Raw genomic sequence first — 17372 nt, 5'->3', positions numbered from 1 at the left:
GGGAGAAGGTGGCGGCAGGCGGATGGCACCCGGCTCAGCGCAGCAATGCCTGCGCCTCTTCAATGCCGAGCGCCGCCGGCTGGGTGCAGGTTGTCGACAGCGTGACGAAGTTTCCCTCCTCGCCGGATTTGAGGATCGACACCATCACGTCGACACCGTGCAGCGTGCGTTCCAGCGAGCAGCGGGCATCGCGCCCCTTGAGGATTGCGTCCGCCATATCCGCGAGCCCCGCCGTCCGATAATTGGCGATCGGGCCGAGCGGATGGTCCCAATTGTTGACGGCGAAGGGGTGCTCCCACATTTCGAGCGGCCGGATGTCCTTATTCCGCCCGCTCGCCTCGACCGTGCCGCCGAAGAAATTCGGATCCGGAACGAAGAGCGACCCTTCGGTGCCATAAAGCTCCATATTCGCATGACGATGCGACCAGACATCCCAGCTTGCCGAAAGCGTGATGGTTGCGCCGTTCTGGAACTCGAGCAGGGCGTGAATGTTGGTGGGCGTCTTGACCGGGATAACCTCGCCGTTTCTGGGTTCGCTGGTGATGGTCCGCGTCGTGCTCGCCATGGAGGAGAGTGCGCCGACCCGTTTCACCGGTCCGATCAGGTTGATCAGGTTTGCGATGTAGTAGGGTCCGAGATCGAGAATCGGCCCGCCGCCGGGCAGGAAGAAGAAGTCCGGATTCGGATGCCACATCTCCATGCCCGGGCTCATGACATGACATGTACCGGAGGTGACCTGCCCGATCTTGCCGGCGTCGATATAGGCGCGGGCAAGCTGGTGCGCCCCACCCAGGAAAGTGTCCGGTGCGCAACCGACCGTCAGCCCCTTTCCGGTGGCAATTCTCCTTAGCTCCTCTCCCTGCTCCAGCGAGAGCACGAGCGGCTTTTCGGAATAGACATGCTTGCCGGCTTCCAGAATGGCCTTCGAGACCGGAAAATGCGCCTCCGGGATCGTCAGATTGACGACGATGTCAACTTCCGGATTGGCGAGCAGCGCATCGATGCTCTGCGCAGTCACGTCGAATTCGGCGCCGCGTGCTTCCGCCGCCGCCGGATTGATGTCGGCACAGGCGGCGATCCGAATGCCCTTGAACAGCGGAGCAAGCTTGAAATAGGTCGTGGAGATATTGCCGCATCCGATGATGCCGACACCAAGTTCTCTTGTCATGGGGGTTTTCCGTCGATCAGTAGGATTGAATCGAAGCCAGCGAGCGCTTGGCGAAACGTCTGAAGTCGCTGGGATTGTCGTGTTCGGCGACAAAATACTTGGCCGAGGTTCTGGAAAGCGCCTGGATCAGTGCCTTCCAGTCGAGCGTTCCCTCCCCGACGTCGGCCCAACCGTCCTCGTCCGCATTCTCGCCCTTGGGCGCGATGTCCTTGACATGGACCGCCGTGATGCGGGTCGGATATTTCGAGATCCAGGCGAAGGAGTCTCCCCCGCCGCGCACGATCCAGGCGATATCCGCCTCCCAGGAAAGGTCCGGGCCGCCGGCAAAAATCTGGTCGAGCGGCACCGAGCCGTCGGCGAGTGCGTGGAACTCGAAGTCGTGATTGTGCCAGCCGAAGTCGAGCCCGGCGTCGCGGAACGGCTTACCGGCCGCCTGCAGTCGTGCCCCGAAGGCTCGCCATCCGCCCGCATCCATCGGGCGCTGGTCCGGCATCAGGTAAGGACAATAGATGGCGCGAATGCCGAGCGCCTCGGCGATCTCAAGCACGCGCGGCGCGTCGCTTTCCAGCATATCCAGGCCGAAATGCGCGGTCGGCATGGAGAGGCCGTTGCGATCGAGCCCGGCCTTGAAATCGGCGATCTCCGCATCCGAGAGGGCAGCGTAAAGGGCTCCGTAGCCTTCCACCTGTGTGTAGCCCGCGGAGCCGATAGCAGCGAGGACTTCGGCAAAAGGCGGGAAATTGCGGGCGCTGTAGAGTTGGAAGCTGACGTCTTTCATGGAAATCTCCTGGTGGTTCGTGGAACGGTTGCCTGGGAGTGCGCGTAAAATGGGACTCACCCTTTTCCCTGGCAGGATTCGAGATCGTAGGCGCTGAAGCGTGGGCTCACGCCCGCGTCGACCGGCAGCCTTGGCGTGAAGCGGATCGATTTCGTCTCGCCGGCGGTCAGATCGAAGGCATTGTCGGAATAGCGTCCCTCGACATCGGCTTCGATCATGACGTGCAGCGCCAGCCCGGTGGCCGTTACGGCGACATCGAAGGAACCGTCCGGCCGAGGCGCCGTCTCGATGGTCAGGCCGGAAGGCACGAGATCGAGTGCTTTATAGGTACCGTGGACATAGTGTCCTTCGCCCGTTGCCCCGTTCGAAGCCTCGAAAGACCAGAAGAGCAGCGTGTCGGGTGGAATGTCCTTCGCGGCGATGGCAACGAGCGTCGACGCGCGATCGGCCGGGCACGTCCCCGCGGCGGCGAGCAGCGGCTGCCGAGTGCCGTCGAGCGAAACCAGGAACGCCTGCAACTCGACCGTCACCGGCTCGGCCGTGTCGTTCACCATCGAGAAGGCGATTTCCCGCCCATCCGTGGAGGGAATTGCGGCAACGGCAACCGGCTGGAAGAAGCGGCGCGCCATGTAGTGCATCGCCTTCCAATGTCCGCCATAGTCGAGGCTCGACCAGGACGCGACCGGCCAAGTGTCGTTGAGCTGCCAGTAGAGCGTGCCCATGCAATGGGGCTTCAGCGACCGCCAATAGTCGACGGCCGTCCGGATCGCCAGGCCCTGCTGGATCTGGCTCAGATAGACGAAGCTCGGAAAATCCTTGGGGAACCGGAAGTAGCGGAACATGGTGCCGGCGATGCGTTCGTTGCCGCCGGCATTCTTCTGATGCGTCTCCATCACCGGCGAGGCGATGTTGAGGTCGCGCGCTTCGGCGAACTGCCGGATGACTGGCATCGAGGTGTAGGACTGGAATCCGAATTCCGAGCAGAAGCGCGGCCGCACCGTGCGGTAATTGTCGAAGGACTTGTTCTCGTGCCAGACGGACCAGTAGTGCATGTCGCCGGCCCCGTCGGCGTGCCAGGCGTCGCCGAAATCGAGGTATCCGACGGAGGGGCTGGACGGCCACCAGATCGCTTCCGGGCAGGCCTGCTTCATCGACGCCTCGACCGTCCGGTTCAGGCGGTCGTAGGAGACCAGATAGCGGTCGCGATCCCTGCGGCTCTCCTCGAACCAGGTAAGCGCGCCGACAAGCTCGTTGTCGCCGCACCAGAGCGCGAGGGACGGATGGGTCGAAAGCCGCCTGACCTGATAGTCCACTTCGGCCGCAACGTTCTCCAGAAAATCCGGCGTCGACGGGTAGAGATTGCAGGCGAACATGAAATCCTGCCAGACGAGTAGACCGAGCCGGTCGCAAAGATCGTAGAACCAGTCGGGCTCATAGAAGCCGCCGCCCCAGACGCGGATCATGTTCATGTTCGCGTCCACCGCCGAGCGGAGAAGGTCCTCGACACTTTCGGGCGTGACGCGCGACATCAGCGCATCCGCCGGTATCCAGTTGGCCCCGCGGCAGAAGATCTCCCGGCCGTTTACCCGGAGGGCGAAGCGGCTCCCCGCCTCGTCCTTATCGGTGACGAGCTCGATCGTGCGGAAGCCGATCTGCCGCGTGACGGCTTCGCCGGGCACCTCCACCTTGAGCGTCGAGAACGCCTGGTCGCCGCTGCCGGCCGGCCACCAGCGCCTGGGCTCCTGCACCGTGAAGACATGGGTAAGGCGCGTTTCCCCGGCGCCGACCGCACAATCCAGTCGTTCGCGCACGCCGTCGAGCATGAAATGAACCGGCACGATACCGGGATCGCGGGCGAAAAGCTGGACCGTCACCTGCAGATCGACGCTGCCGTCATCAAGCCACATCTGGCGCGTGGTGACATGTTCGATGCGAGCCGTTTCCAGCCGGCGGAGCGCCAACGAGCCGTAGATCCCGAGCGGCGCGATGGCGATATTCCAGTCCCAGCCGAAATGGCATTGCGGCTTGCGCAGCATGTTGCCGTTGGCGATCGGCGAATTGCCGTCATGGTAGGGCACGTAGAAGGGTTGCGCCGCCTGCCGCCGCGCGCCCTCGGCAATTGCCGAATGGAGCACGATGCGGATGCGGTTCTCGCCGGCGACGATCGCGTCCGACACGTCGGGCCGATAACGGCGGAAGCAATTCTCGGACTGCAATACGAGCTCATCGTTGACGTAGACCGAGGCGACCGTGTCGATGCTTTCGAAGTCGAGATACCATCCCCCGTTCAGATCATCGGCATCGATGACGACGGTGCGCTCGAGCACCCAGTCTTTCCGGGCGACCCACTGGATATCGGCCTCGTTTCGGCCGCGATAGGGATCGGCGATGATGCCGGCTCGCTGCAACGCACTATGCACGTCGCCCGGCAGCGCGATCGTCAGGGCGTGGCTGTTGTCGGCGGCGGCAAGCAGCCAATCGCCGGAAAGGTCGATACGGATGGAATCGCGGTTCGGGGTTTCGGAAGGCATTTCCAGGATCCATTCGTTCACCGGGCGGCCTGCACCGGCGCCGTTTCATCGATACGGACCGAGTCTGGTATCCCGGTCCCCTTCTCGGCTCGTCAGAGGCGATTTTCACTCTCGGCGTCGAAGATCGACGCGACGCCCATGTCGAAGGTAAGGCGCACGGTGCTGCCCGGCGGGTAGCGCCTCTGGCCGGCAATCCGCACCGACATGGATTGGCCGGCAAATGTCAGCCATAGGAGGTTGTCAGCCCCCATCGGTTCCTCGATGTCGACGACCGCCTGGTGCGCCGGCTCGCCGTCCCTCGCCTCATCGACCTTCACGTGCTCCGGCCGCAGGCCGAGAACGACCTTCCGTCCGGGCTGCAGCCTGGTGTGCGCCGGATAGTCGGTCACGTCGAAAGCGATGCCTCCGACCCGAACGAAGCTGCGTCCGTCCTTTGCCTCCACCTCGCCGCGGAAGAAATTCATCGAGGGCGAACCGATGAAGCCGGCGACGAAGAGGTTTTCCGGGGCGTTATAGATCGTCATCGGATCGGCGAGTTGCTGGATCACGCCGCTTTTCATGACGGCGATCCGGTCGGCCAGCGTCAGCGCTTCGATCTGGTCATGGGTGACATAGATCATCGTGTTCTTCAGCGACTGATGCAGGCGCTTGATCTCCACGCGCAGTTCGGAGCGCAGCTTGGCGTCGAGGTTCGACAGTGGCTCGTCGAACAGGAAGACGTCGACATCGCGCACCAGCGCCCGGCCGATCGCCACACGCTGCCGCTGGCCGCCGGAGAGCTCCGAGGGTTTGCGCTTGAGCAGCGGCTGGATCTGCAGGATCTCCGCGGCACGCGTCACGCGCTTGTCGATTTCGGCCGGCGGGATCTTGGCGACCTTCAGGCCGAAGGAGAGATTCTTCTCGACGGTCATTTGCGGATAGAGCGCATAGGACTGGAACACCATGCCGATGCCGCGGTCCTTCGGCTCCTCCCAGGTGACGTTGCGGTCCTTGATGAAGATCTGCCCGTCGGAGACGTCGAGCAGCCCGGCAATGCAATTGAGCAGCGTGGACTTGCCGCACCCGGATGAGCCGAGCAGGACGAGAAACTCCCCGTGATCGATGTCGAGATTGAGCCTGTCGAGCACGGTGACGGCGCCGAAATTCAACGACAGATCCCTGACAGATACGCTTGTCATGCTTGCTTATCCTTTCACTGCGCCGGCTGCGATGCCGCGGACGAACAGGCGGCCGGAGACGAAATAGACCGTCAACGGCACGAGGCCGGTCAGGATCGTGGCCGCCATGTTGACGTTGTATTCCTTCACGCCCTGAACCGAATTGACGATGTTGTTGAGCTGGACCGTCATCGGGTAGTATTCCGGCCGGGTGAAGACCACGCCGAAAAGGAAGTCGTTCCAGATCCCGGTCACCTGGAGGATCATCGCAACCACGAAGATCGGCAGTGACATCGGCAGCATGATCTTGAAATAGATCGTCCAGAACCCGGCGCCGTCGACGCGTGCGGCCTTGAAGAGCTCCTCCGGCAGCCCGGCGAAATAGTTGCGGAAAAGCAGGGTCAGGATCGGCATGCCGAAAATCGTGTGCACGATGATCAGGCCGGTCAGCGTCCCGTAGACGCCCATTTCTCTGAGCACGATCACGATCGGATAGATCATCACCTGGTAAGGGATGAAGGCGCCGACGATAAGGATGGTGAAGAACAGATCGGCGCCCTTGAACCGCCAGTTGGCGAGCGCGTAGCCGTTCACGGAGGCGATTGCGATCGAGATGATCACGGACGGCACGGTGATGCGCACCGAATTCCAGAAGCCGCGGGAAAGCCCGTCGCAATTCAGTCCGGTGCAGGCCTCCGCCCAGGCCTTCACCCAGGGCTCGAAAGTGATCTCGAGCGGCGGAGCGAAGATGTTGCCGACGCGGATCTCGGGCATGCCCTTGAGCGAGGTCACGATCATCACGTAGAGCGGCAGAAGATAATAGAGCGCCACGACGATCAAAGTGCCGTAGACGATGACATTGCGGCGCGAGAGTGTCCTGCGCGGCTTTCTGCCGCGAGGGCCGGCCACGAGTCCGGGAGCAGTCTCGTAAGCCGCGGCCATGCTGTTATTTGCGATGTTATCCACGCTTGCGGCCTCCTCCGAACTCCAGATATGCCCACGGCACGATGATGATCGCGACAGTCACGAGCATCATGGTGGAGGCGGCAAAGCCCTGGCCCAGGTTCTGCGCCTGGAACATGTAGTCGTAGACGTATTTGGCCGGCACTTCGGAGGCGATCCCCGGGCCGCCGCTCGTCTGCGCCACGACGAGGTCGTAGACCTTGACGATGCCGCTCGCGATGATCACCAGAGTGGTGATGAAGACGCCGCGCATCATCGGGATGATGATCAGCACATACGTTTTCCACATCGGGATGCCGTCGACCCTCGCCGCTTTCCAGATGTCCTCGTCGATCCCTCGCAGCCCGGCGAGCATCAGGCACATGACGAGGCCTGTTCCCTGCCACAGCGCGGCGATGAGAATGCCGTATATGACGATGTTCGAGTTGTAGAGCGGGTCGAAGGAGAAGCTCGTCCATCCAAGCGACCTGACGATCGACTGGATCCCGTATTGCGGATTGAGCAGCCATTGCCAGACGAGGCCGGTGACGATGAACGACAGGGCGAACGGATAGAGCATGATCGTCCGGAACGTGTTCTCGAAACGGATCTTCTGATCCATCAGGGCGGCCAGAACGAAGCCGATCACCAGGCTGAAAATCAGCGAGAGGCAACCGAAGACCGCCAGGTTCTGAATCGAGACCAGCCAGCGGGGCGCGGCCCACAGCCGCTCGTACTGGTCGAAGCCGACAAAGGCGAGCCGCGGCAGGAGCTTGGAATTGGTAAAGGAGTAGACGACCGTCCAGGCCGTGCCGCCCACGAAGATGACCATGGCCGTGAGGATCATCGGGATAGAGGCGATCTTCGCATTCAGGTTTCGCAGCCACTGGTTCGGCCGCGCCGAACCACGTGTTAGACCTGTCATGTTTCCTCCTCCGAACTGCAAAAGGTTTTCATGTAATCGGGCACCTGCGGCAATGCGCCGGCGGCTGAGGCCCGTTTGCCTCCCTCGCCCACGCCTGCGCCGACAAAATCAGCGCAGGCGGCGTGTTTTCACCGTGCTCCCGGCGAGGGAAGATCAGCCCCGTCAAAGTGCGGGGCCTGGAGCGCCGCTCTCAATCCGCAGCCGCGATGATGTCGGCAAAACGCTTCTGCGCATCTTCGGGCGTCATGGAGTGGTTCGCGAAGAACTCGGAGAAAAGGTCCTCCTTCTGCTTCTGGCTGTCGGCCGACAGAAGCTGGTCCGTGCCCTGGATCACATTGCCCTTTGCGAGGATATCGAGCCCCTTCTTCATGCAGTCGTTCGCGGCCGCAAGATCGACGTCCCCGCGTACCGGCAGAGAGCCCTTCTTCAGATTGAAGGCCACCTGCGTTTCCGGTTTGAGCAAGGTCGACGCCAGCACTTCCTGCGCCTTCGACTTCTCCTCGTCCTCCAGAAGCGGGAAGTAGAACGCGTCGCCGCCGGTCGAGATCACCTCGTTGACGCCGAGACCCGGAAGGCAGGTGTAGTCCACGCCGGCTTTCTGACCCGCAAGCTGGAACTCGCCCTGGGCCCAGTCCCCCATGATCTGCCCGCCAGCCTTGCCGGTGATGACCATGTTGGTCGCCTGGTTCCAATCCTGGACGTTGGTGCCCTTCGACATGCGGCGGGCATCGTCGGCAGCCTTGAAGACTTTGGCGATTTCAGGCCCGGCGGCCACTTCCTCGTCTTTCTGGGCGAAGACTTTCTCGAAGTTCTCCTTGCCGGCGATCGCAACCATCAGCACGTCGAAGGCGCCCGCCGCCTGCCACGGCTGGCCGCCGACGGCGAGCGGAACGATTCCGGCCTTCTCGAGCGCCGGGGCCGCAGCGACGAACTCGTCCCAATTCTTCGGAACTTCGACGCCCGCCTGCTTGAAGGCTGCATTCGAAAGCCACAGCCACTGCCAGGAATGGATGTTGACCGGCGCGCAATAGATCTTGCCCTCGATCGTGCAGGAGTCGAGCAGGCTCGAGGGCTTCACGACTTCCTTCCAATTCTCCTTGGTAGCGATGTCGGTGAGATCGCGCATCAGGCCCGCCTGCACCAGCTCTTCCGCCTGACGGCCGTGGTTGAACTGGGTGGCGGCCATTGGGTCACCGCCGGTTATGCGGCTGATCATGATCGGGCGTGCGGTACCCCCGGAGCCGGCGATCGCACCGTCGACCCACTTGTTGCCGGTCGCATCGAAAGCTTTCGCCAGCTCGGCAACCGCCGCGGCTTCACCACCCGAAGTCCACCAATGCGTGACCTCGAGATCGGTCGCGTTGGCAGCGCCGAATGGCAAGGCAGTGGCTGCGCCCAAAGCGGCAGCTAGAAAACGCAATTTCATGAGTGTCCTCCCTCACTGTAACGTTGCCGGAAAAACTTAGATCAAAGAATTTCCCTGCGCAACACCTACAACGGGCAATTCACGATAAATCCACAAATACAATCGTGAGTGGCGAATGCCCAAGTCGGAACGCCTGTGGAGAGGCAAGAAATTCGACGGCAAATGCGCGATAATTTCCTTTATTTCTGGGATTTTCGCACATCTCTCATCCCGGCGAAACCTTTCATGGCTTCCCATACGCCACATCGACGCTCTCCCGAGCGCAACTCAACCTGAGGGTTACGCCCTTCGCATTGCAGCAACGAAAATGCTCGACATCGCTACTGTATCGTTACAGATTTTGATTTGAACTCAGGCGTAGACGGATGTGGCCAGCAGCCGTGGTTCGTATATAAGGCGGGGCGACACGGCCTCCGGTTGAAGGGTAGCGACGAGGGCCGCGGTTCAGGAGAGCGGATTGGCGTGACGGGCATGGATGGCAAGACGAAGAACAGAGCGACGACGGCGCCGCCGGTCGAAGGCGGCAGACCGACCCTTAAGACGATCGCCTTCATGACCGGGCTCGGTGTTACCACCGTCTCGCGTGCCCTGAAGGACGCTCCAGACATCGGTGCGGAAACCAAGGAGCGTGTCCGCCTGGTAGCAAAACAGATCGGTTATCAGCCCAACCGGGCGGGCGTCCGCCTCAGGACGGGCAAGACGAATGTCATCAGCCTCGTGCTGACGCTGGAGGAAGAGATCATGGGCATTACCAGCCCCATGGTCATCGGCATCACCGAAATTCTCGCCGGCACGCAATACCACCTGGTCGTGACGCCTTACAGTTCGGCCAAGGATCCGCTCGGCCCGATCCGCTACATTCTCGATACCGGCGCGGCGGACGGGGTGATCATTTCGCGTACCGAGCCCAACGATCAGCGGGTAACGCTTCTAACCGAGCGCCACCTGCCCTTCGCCACCCATGGGCGAACCGAAATGGGGCTGATCCATCCCTATCACGACTTCGACAATGAACGCTTCGCCTACGAGGCGGTCCGCAAGCTCGTCGACCGCGGCAGGCGGCGGCTCGTGCTCCTCGAACCGCCGCCGAATCTGACCTTCCATTCGCACATGCGCACCGGCTTCGAGCGGGGCCTGAAAGACTTCGGCGCGGAAGCGGTAAGCTTTCACCAGGTCAACATCGACCACAGCCTGGTTGCCATCCGTGATGCGTTCGAGAAGCTGATGCGTTCCCCCGACGCCCCAGACGGCGTGGTGTCCGGCAGCGGTTCGGGCGCGATCGCGTTGATCGCCGGGATCGAAGCGGCAGGCAAGAAGGTCGGGGAGGACGCGGAAATGGTGTCGAAAGTGCCGAGCGACTTCCTGCGCTGGCTGCGCCCGGAAGTCATGACGATGTATGAGGACATCCGCATTGCCGGGCGCGAGCTCGCAAAGGCTGTGATCGGCCATATCGAAGGCCACCCCCCAGAGACGCTTCAGAGCCTCAGCCAGCCGGAATTCCAGCCGCCGATGGCGAGGTCGGCGGCATCATAGATCTGCCGTGCCTGTTGCAGGCGATCCTGATTCCTGGGCCTGCCACAGGGAGCCGACCCGCCGAAAACCTCGCTCCAGGAGAACGCTTCCGCGCCGACGCAGCAGGGCTCAGATCCTCGCGGCCGGCCAGTACTTGTCGTCGGTAAAATCGCTTGGGATGGGATTGAGCTGTTCGAGCTTTCCGGCGACGAAATCGATCTGCATCTTCAGGTACCGGATTGGCCCCGGGATAGGCGCGCCGGTTGCCAGGCTCCGCACCCGCCATTGCTCATAACCGGCCGCCTTTATGCGTCTCTCCGCCTCGTCGCGGATGGTCATCGATCCGGCGGCCTTGACCTCCGCCGCCTTGCCCCCTTCGATCACTGTGAATTTCATGCCTGCCTTCTCGAATGGCTCCCTTATTGAGATCTTAGACGCCGGGGCTTGCCTGGACTTGTCGCCAGATCACGATGATTTCAGGTCCGGGCGACCCAATCACGGCCGCGATCGATTCATAATAGTTTGAGACGCGGGATGCAGGCGGAAAGCCGCACACTCTTTTCCTCGCCCCGCTTTAGAGGGGCGGCCAGCCGCCCCTCTAAACTCATGCGAATTCAAGCGTTCAGACCGCTGCCCCACGGTCCGTGATGGCTGTCTGCACCATCGATACGGTCGAAACCGTGGGCGCCGAAGAAGTCGCGCTGCGCCTGGATGACATTGGCCGTGCCGCGGCCGCGGCGGTAGCTGTCGAAATAGCCGAGCGCCGAGGCCAGCGCAGGCACCGGAAGACCGCCGAGGACGGCCGTCGAAACCACCCGTCGCAACGCACCATCGCTCTCCTTGACCATGGCAGCGAAAGCCGGGGTGACGATCAGGTTCGCCGCATCCGGTGCCTTGGTGAAGGCGGTGGTGATCTCGTCGAGGAACTGCGAGCGGATGATGCAGCCGGCGCGCCAGATCTTTGCGATCGTGGGCATCGGCAGGTTCCAGCCGAACTCCTTCGAAGCCGCCGCCATCACTGCGAAGCCTTGCGCATAGGCGCCGATCTTGGCGGCGAGCAGCGCGTTTTCGAGGTCCTTGATGAAAGCGTCCCTGTCGGCCACCTTGACTTCGCCGACCGGAGGCAGACCGAGAACCTTCTCGGCGGCTTCCCGCTCTTCCTTCGCCGAGGAGATGCTGCGGGCTGCGACCGCCGCTTCGATCGCGGTCGCCGGCACGCCCATGTTCTGCGCCTCGATCACCGACCATTTGCCGGTGCCCTTCTGACCGGCCTTGTCGAGGATCATATCGACGATGGGATTGCCGGTCAGCGGATCGGCGGCCTTAAGGACCTTCTCGGTGATTTCGATCAGGTAGGAGTTGAGCCGGCCCTTGTTCCAGGCACCGAAGACCTCGCCGATCTCCTGTGCCGTCATCTTCAATCCGTCACGCAGGATGCCGTAAATCTCGGCGATCATCTGCATATCGGCATATTCGATGCCGTTGTGGATCGTCTTGACGAAGTGCCCCGCCCCGTTCTCGCCGAGCCAGGCGACGCAGGGGTCGCTATCGTATTTCGCAGCGATCGAGGTCAGAACCTTCTCGACGCGATGATAGGATTCTTCCGTGCCGCCGACCATGATCGAGGGCCCATGGCGGGCGCCTTCCTCGCCACCGGAGACACCCATGCCGATGAAGGTGAGGCCCGAATCCTTCAGACCCTCGAAACGGCGCATCGTGTCGCGGAAATTGGCGTTGCCCGCATCGATCATGATGTCGCCCTTGGCGAGATGGGGTTTCAGGGCCTCCATCTGCTGGTCGACCGGATCGCCGGCCTTGATCATGATGATGATCGGACGCGGCGGGCGGATGGCGGCGACGAATTCTTCGATCGTTTCGCAGGGAACGATCTGGTCCTTCAGCGCGCCGGCCTCAGCGTAGAATTTGCGCGTCGCGTCGACCGTGCGGTTGAAAACGGCGATCCTGTTGCCTTTTTCAGCGATGTTGAGCGCCAGGTTCGAGCCCATGACTCCGAGACCGATTAGGCCGATTTCCGCCTGTGACACGTGATTGCCTCCATTGGACAGGAGAGCCGGCCACGGCGCGCAATCGCGCGCGTGCCGGCCCTTCGAATTGATCTGCGCGTGTCTGTCACCCCCCAGAAAATCAGGGACCGGACGGCACGCGGCGGCGGAGGCTGTTTTGGCATTCAAATCGATTTACGACAAGCCGTTCCTGACAAATTCAAACCTTTTCCGGCCCCTGTTCGACGCCTTGAACACGCGCCGGAAGGCACCCTCTACATCCTCTTTCTGAATGCGTCCGAAGCGAATCCACGGAATATATCGCCTCCCGCCCTGTGTTCTGCCCGTTCCAGCCCCGTAGAGCCTTGATCTGAGTCGAGTTTGCACCGTAATGCCGCAGAACACGTCCGAGTCCCCCGCGCGACTAGAACGAGGGGCCGGCGCAACCTCCAATGCAATAGGAGCGAGGACCGTATGGAAACGATCATCGGCTTTCTGAACACGATCTTCTGGGGCTATGTGCTCATCTATGGTCTACTTGCGGTCGGCCTCTATTTCACGGTCCGGCTCGGTTTTCCCCAAATCGTTCATTTCGCCGAAATGTTCCGGGTCTTAAGCCGCGGCGGCAGCAAGGATGCGGCCGGAATCAGCCCCTTCCAGGCGCTTATGGTCAGCCTCGCCTCACGTGTCGGAACCGGTAACCTCGCAGGCGTTGCGGTCGCTCTCTATCTCGGCGGACCCGGCGCGACCTTCTGGATGTGGATCGTGGCGTTCGTCGGCATGGCGACCGCCTATGCCGAGAGCGCGCTGGCTCAGCTGTACAAGATTCGCAACGAGGACGGGCAATACCGCGGCGGGCCGGCTTTCTATATCGCTCGCGGCCTCAATGCGCCCTGGGCGGCCACGATCTTCTCGGCCTGCCTCATCCTCTCCTTCGGTCTCGTGTTCAACGCCGTTCAGGCAAACTCGATCGCCGATGCGGTCGAGGGTGCCTTCGGTGTGCCCAAACTCGCAGTGGGCGTGGCCGTTGCGCTACTCTCCGGCGTGGTGATCTTCGGCGGCATCCGCCAGATTGCCCGCGTCGCCGAGATTGTCGTCCCCTTCATGGCCGCGGCCTATCTGCTCACGGCCGTCTACGTGCTGATCGCAAATGCCTCGGCGGTGCCGGGCGTACTCTGGACGATCATCTCGAGCGCCTTCGGCTTTCAGGAAGCGGCCGGCGGCATCACCGGCGGGATTGCTGCGGCGATGCTCAACGGCGTCAAACGCGGCCTCTTCTCGAACGAGGCGGGCATGGGTTCGGCTCCGAATATCGCAGCCGTGGCGACCCCTGTACCGCACCATCCCTCGTCGCAGGGCTTCGTGCAATCCCTGGGCGTTTTCATCGACACGATACTGATCTGCACCGCGACATCGGTGATGATCCTGCTTTCGGGCACGCTGGAACCCGGCTCCGGCGTCACCGGGACACAGCTCACACAGGCGGCGATGAGCACGCATATCGGCTCGGCCGGGACCTATTTCATCGCCATCGCGATCTTCTTCTTCGCTTTCACCTCGATCATCGGCAACTATTCCTACGCCGAAAACGCGCTGACCTATCTCGGCGGGGGCAACCGACTCGGGCTTATGATCATGCGTTGCGCCACGCTGGCGATGGTCGTCTGGGGAGCCTACGAAAGCATCACCACCGTTTTCGACGCGGCCGACGCCTCCATGGGACTGATGGCGACGATCAATCTCGTCGCGATCCTGCTCCTTTCGGGGACCATCGCAAAGCTGACGAAAGACTATTTTGAACAGCGTAAGGCAGGCGCCGTCCCGGTTTTCCACGCGGCCGATTATCCGGAGCTGCAGGGAAAGATCGACGGCGAGATCTGGTCGCGCGATTAGCGACAGGGCGGGACCGCCGAGGCATTCCTTGTCTCGGTGAGAGGCATTGACCGCGCGGGTTCGCCGGCGCAAAAAAGGGCAATGGGAACGTCCTGCCCCGCATACGACGAAGACGCTGGCGCCGCCGACCGGCTCCGGCAGGAGGTTGCGGCCGGCTGTTCAGGCGTCGATAGGCCGAGGCTCTGCCCTCCCGCGCTCGCCCAGACGAGCGGAATCTACCGCGAGCAGTCGCCCCCGGCGGCGCTCGCCTCCTACTTCAAATGCCTCTGGCTGCACCGCATGCCCGACGGCGCCCCCTCGACCATCGCCGTCGTCCCCGACGGTTGCAGCGACATCATCTGGTCGTCGAAGGGACTGGCCATCGTCGGTCCCGACAGGGTCGCCGCCTTTCCGAAGCTTCCTGCCGGCGAAACCATCATCGGCGCTCGGTTCCGGATCGGCGCGGCGGCGCCGTGGTTGCGCACGCCGCTCCGCGAAATCACCGGCCAAACGGTGCCGCTCCATCTCGTCTGGGGTCCGGCTGCGAACGAAATCGAGGCGCGGATGCGCGAAGCGGCGAGCACGCCGGAGCGGCTCGGTGTTCTTGCCGCGGCCCTGCTTGGACGCCTATCCGCCGCCGCCGAGCCGCCGCCGCCGGACATTGCGGCTTGCGTCGCACACCTTCAGGTCGACCGGCTGACCTTAGACGATCCCGTCCGGTCCCTTGTCCGAGAGATCGGTACCAGCGAGCGGACATTTCGCCGTCTGTGCCACGAGCATCTCGGCTACGGCGCAAAGACCCTCGACCGCATTCTGCGCCTGCAGCGCTTCCTGGCCGCCTGCCGGTCGCGGCCCGGGGACACGCTGGCAAACATTGCTGTCGATGCCGGCTATGCCGATCAGGCCCATCTTGCCCGGGAGGCAAGAGGGCTCACATCCTTCACGCCGCGCGAAATCCAGCGGCAGTTGGCCGCGCGCTTCGGCCTTGGCCGGGTTGAGAATTCCCACATAACAGACTGATTCAAGAGACTATTACGTGCGTGGGCCCGCCGGCGCCAAGGTTGGCCGTTTCGTTCAAGACCGTTGCCCGGAGCAATGCTATAAATCCCAGGACGGAGGAACGCATGGCGACGATGACGGCCCGGATTATCCACACCTCGATCGAGCGCGACTGGCGCGAGGTCTATGCCTTCATGGCAGACCACGAGAAGATGCCGCTCTGGGCGACCGGTCTCTCCTCCGGGCTCACGCGCGACGGCGACGAGTGGATCGCACCCGGGCCTCTCGGCAATGCCCGCGTCCGCTTCGTCGCCGACAACGAATTCGGTGTGGTCGACCACCTCGTGACACTCGATAACGGCGCGCGCGTCCACAATGCGCTTCGCGTCGTGCCGAACGGCGACGGCGCGGAAGTCATGTTCACCCTGCTCAGGCAGCCCGGCATGACCGATGCGCAATTCGCCGATGACGCGGCCTGGGTCGAAAAGGATCTTGCCGCGCTCAAATCCATCCTGGAAACCGGTAATCACAAGCAGGAAGGCGACAAAGCCAATGGCCAGCAAAGGTAACGACAAACGCATCGACTATGTCGAGTTCAATGTGACGGATATCGCCGCGAGCAAGACCTTCTACGGCAGCGCCTTCGGCTGGACCTTCACGGATTACGGCCCGGAATATTGCGAGTTCGCCGACGGGCGGTTTCACCACACTTGGTCCGGTTCGCAGCGGCGGTCCGCTCGTCATCATCTATGCCGACCAGATCGAGGACGCTCAGCGACAGGTCGAAGCCGCAGGCGGCAAGATCCTGAAGCCTATCTTCACCTTCCCGGGCGGCCGGCGGTTCCATTTTGCCGACCCCGATGGCTATGAGCTGGCGGTGTGGTCCGCGCAGTAGCCGTAAGCCTGTTCATTCGCCGAAGCGGATGAACAGCGCGCCGACGAGCCCGAAGACGACGATGCACTGCAGGATGAACATCGGCCATTCCTGTGCCATCTCGTTTCCTCCTTCGGCGGACGCCGTCACGGTTCTCGTCGCGCATGCCCGGCGCACTCCAGACAATCCCTAAATCGGCACCGATTTAAGGAGGCGGCAGCTTCCGAGGGGAAAGATGTCCGTCAGGAGACCGGCTCAAAGCGTCCGCTTGATGTGCCAGCGGTCATGATACCAGAGCCACTGGCCCGGATATTCGCGAACCCAGCTCTCGACCTTGTCGTTCAACATCTGCGCCGTTGCCGTGACATCGACGCTGCCGTCGGCCCTGCGGGGGATTTCGACCGCCGCCTCGAGCTCCAGCCGGAAGCGGTTGCCGGGCAGGCGAATGCAACGGGCCGGATAGACCTCGCAATTGAACTGGCGGACGAGCTTGGCAAGCAGCGGATTCGTCTGCACGGGCTGCCCGAAGAACTTCGTCTTCAGGCCCTTGCGGAACTTCTGGTCGACGAGCACGCCGACTCCGCCGCCGCGTTCGAGCTGCCTGGCAAGGGCGAAGGAGGAGCCGGCATGCGACGGCACGAGGTTGCCCATGCGCTCCTTGCGGAACTCGAATACCCGGTCGGCGAGATAGGGATTGTTCGGCGGCCGGAAGAGCACCGTCACGTCGAGGCCGAAAGCCGAGCCGGCAACCGGCAGCATTTCGAAATTGCCGCTATGGGCCGTGAAGACGATGAACGGCCGCGGATTGTCTCGCAGCTCCAGGAAGAGAGGGATGCCCGAAACCTCCACCCTGCCCGGCTCCGCGCGCGCCGGATCGAAGTCGAAGAGCTGATCGAGGAACACGTATTCGGCGGCGAGCCGCCCCATATTGCCCCAGCTTTCGAGCGCGATCGCCGCGATCTCGGCATCGCTCTTCTCGGGAAAGGCATTGCGCAGATTGATCAGCGTCAGCTTGTGACGACCGGTCTTCGGCCCGATCCAGCGGGCAATGCGATCCGTGAAGTTGATCGCCATGTCCGCGGGGAAAAGCTTGAGTATCGTGAGAAGCAGCAGGACGAGCTGCGCGATCGACCATTGACGGAATCGATTCGCAGCAAGCACCAGCCGTGTGATCAGCATCCGCAC

General features: G+C 62.5%; 14 protein-coding genes and 1 pseudogene. 5 read left to right on the top strand and 10 right to left on the bottom strand.

The genetic code is table 11. The features are described 5' to 3' along the window. Positions 1–34: 34 nt before the first annotated feature. From CN933_RS03805 to CN933_RS03775, 7 genes are all read right to left on the bottom strand, one after another. Positions 35–1168, bottom strand: coding sequence for a Gfo/Idh/MocA family protein (locus CN933_RS03805; protein ID WP_018095219.1), 1134 nt, complete (start codon positions 1166–1168; stop codon positions 35–37). A 16-nt stretch (positions 1169–1184) separates the two neighbouring features. Next, on the bottom strand, positions 1185–1946 hold the full coding sequence (locus tag CN933_RS03800) for a sugar phosphate isomerase/epimerase family protein (RefSeq protein ID WP_018095220.1): 762 nt from the start codon (positions 1944–1946) through the stop codon (positions 1185–1187). Positions 1947–2002: 56 nt separating this feature from the next. Then, positions 2003–4477 (bottom strand): beta-mannosidase, encoded by a 2475-nt coding sequence (locus CN933_RS03795; RefSeq protein ID WP_026168625.1) that lies wholly within the window; start codon positions 4475–4477, stop codon positions 2003–2005. 92 nt (positions 4478–4569) lie between these two features. Then, positions 4570–5655 carry an ABC transporter ATP-binding protein gene (locus CN933_RS03790; protein ID WP_018095222.1) on the bottom strand — a complete coding sequence of 362 codons (1086 nt, stop codon included), beginning with the start codon at positions 5653–5655 and terminating at the stop codon, positions 4570–4572. A gap of 6 nt (positions 5656–5661) precedes the next feature. Continuing rightward, a complete protein-coding gene (locus tag CN933_RS03785) occupies positions 5662–6600 on the bottom strand; it encodes a carbohydrate ABC transporter permease (protein WP_018095223.1) in 939 nt (312 codons plus the stop codon). Beyond that, positions 6593–7501: a carbohydrate ABC transporter permease gene (locus CN933_RS03780; RefSeq protein ID WP_018095224.1), complete on the bottom strand. Its 909-nt coding sequence runs from the start codon at positions 7499–7501 to the stop codon at positions 6593–6595. The genes CN933_RS03785 and CN933_RS03780 overlap by 8 nt, the downstream gene beginning before the upstream one ends. Before the next feature lie 190 nt (positions 7502–7691). After that, positions 7692–8927 (bottom strand): ABC transporter substrate-binding protein, encoded by a 1236-nt coding sequence (locus CN933_RS03775; RefSeq protein WP_018095225.1) that lies wholly within the window; start codon positions 8925–8927, stop codon positions 7692–7694. Between the two features lie 471 nt (positions 8928–9398). On the opposite strand from CN933_RS03775, the gene CN933_RS03770 reads away from it, so the two are divergent. Continuing rightward, positions 9399–10460 carry a LacI family transcriptional regulator gene (locus CN933_RS03770; protein ID WP_018095226.1) on the top strand — a complete coding sequence of 354 codons (1062 nt, stop codon included), beginning with the start codon at positions 9399–9401 and terminating at the stop codon, positions 10458–10460. A gap of 108 nt (positions 10461–10568) precedes the next feature. Here the strand turns inward: CN933_RS03770 and CN933_RS03765 are convergent, their stop codons facing one another. Both CN933_RS03765 and gnd read right to left on the bottom strand, forming a co-directional pair. Continuing rightward, positions 10569–10835: a hypothetical protein gene (locus tag CN933_RS03765; protein WP_102761300.1), complete on the bottom strand. Its 267-nt coding sequence runs from the start codon at positions 10833–10835 to the stop codon at positions 10569–10571. A 218-nt stretch (positions 10836–11053) separates the two neighbouring features. Continuing rightward, positions 11054–12484, bottom strand: coding sequence for an NADP-dependent phosphogluconate dehydrogenase (gene gnd / locus CN933_RS03760; RefSeq protein WP_018095228.1), 1431 nt, complete (start codon positions 12482–12484; stop codon positions 11054–11056). Positions 12485–12916: 432 nt separating this feature from the next. Between gnd and CN933_RS03750 the strand changes: the two genes are divergently transcribed. The 4 genes and pseudogenes from CN933_RS03750 (at position 12917) to CN933_RS03735 (ending at position 16208) form a co-directional block, all read left to right on the top strand. Next, positions 12917–14335, top strand: coding sequence for an alanine/glycine:cation symporter family protein (locus tag CN933_RS03750; protein WP_102761299.1), 1419 nt, complete (start codon positions 12917–12919; stop codon positions 14333–14335). A gap of 81 nt (positions 14336–14416) precedes the next feature. Beyond that, entirely contained in the window at positions 14417–15334 is a 918-nt protein-coding gene (locus CN933_RS03745; RefSeq protein WP_018095230.1) for a helix-turn-helix domain-containing protein, read from the top strand. Positions 15335–15438: 104 nt separating this feature from the next. Continuing rightward, the gene (locus CN933_RS03740; protein WP_018095231.1) at positions 15439–15882 is read left to right on the top strand and encodes an SRPBCC family protein; all 444 of its coding nucleotides are present in this window, start codon (positions 15439–15441) and stop codon (positions 15880–15882) included. Beyond that, positions 15866–16208: pseudogene (locus CN933_RS03735) on the top strand (VOC family protein). Before CN933_RS03740 ends, CN933_RS03735 begins: the two are co-directional and overlap by 17 nt. 234 nt (positions 16209–16442) lie before the next feature. Here CN933_RS03735 and CN933_RS03725 read toward each other — a convergent pair. Beyond that, entirely contained in the window at positions 16443–17366 is a 924-nt protein-coding gene (locus CN933_RS03725) for a lipid A biosynthesis lauroyl acyltransferase (protein ID WP_026168626.1), read from the bottom strand. Between the last annotated feature and the right edge of the window lie 6 nt (positions 17367–17372).

It is taken from the genome of Sinorhizobium sp. M4_45 (assembly GCF_002885915.1).
GTDB lineage: Bacteria > Pseudomonadota > Alphaproteobacteria > Rhizobiales > Rhizobiaceae > Sinorhizobium > Sinorhizobium meliloti_A.
The sequence above is the reverse complement of the archived record's forward strand: the minus strand, read 5'-3'. Positions and strand labels throughout refer to the sequence as shown.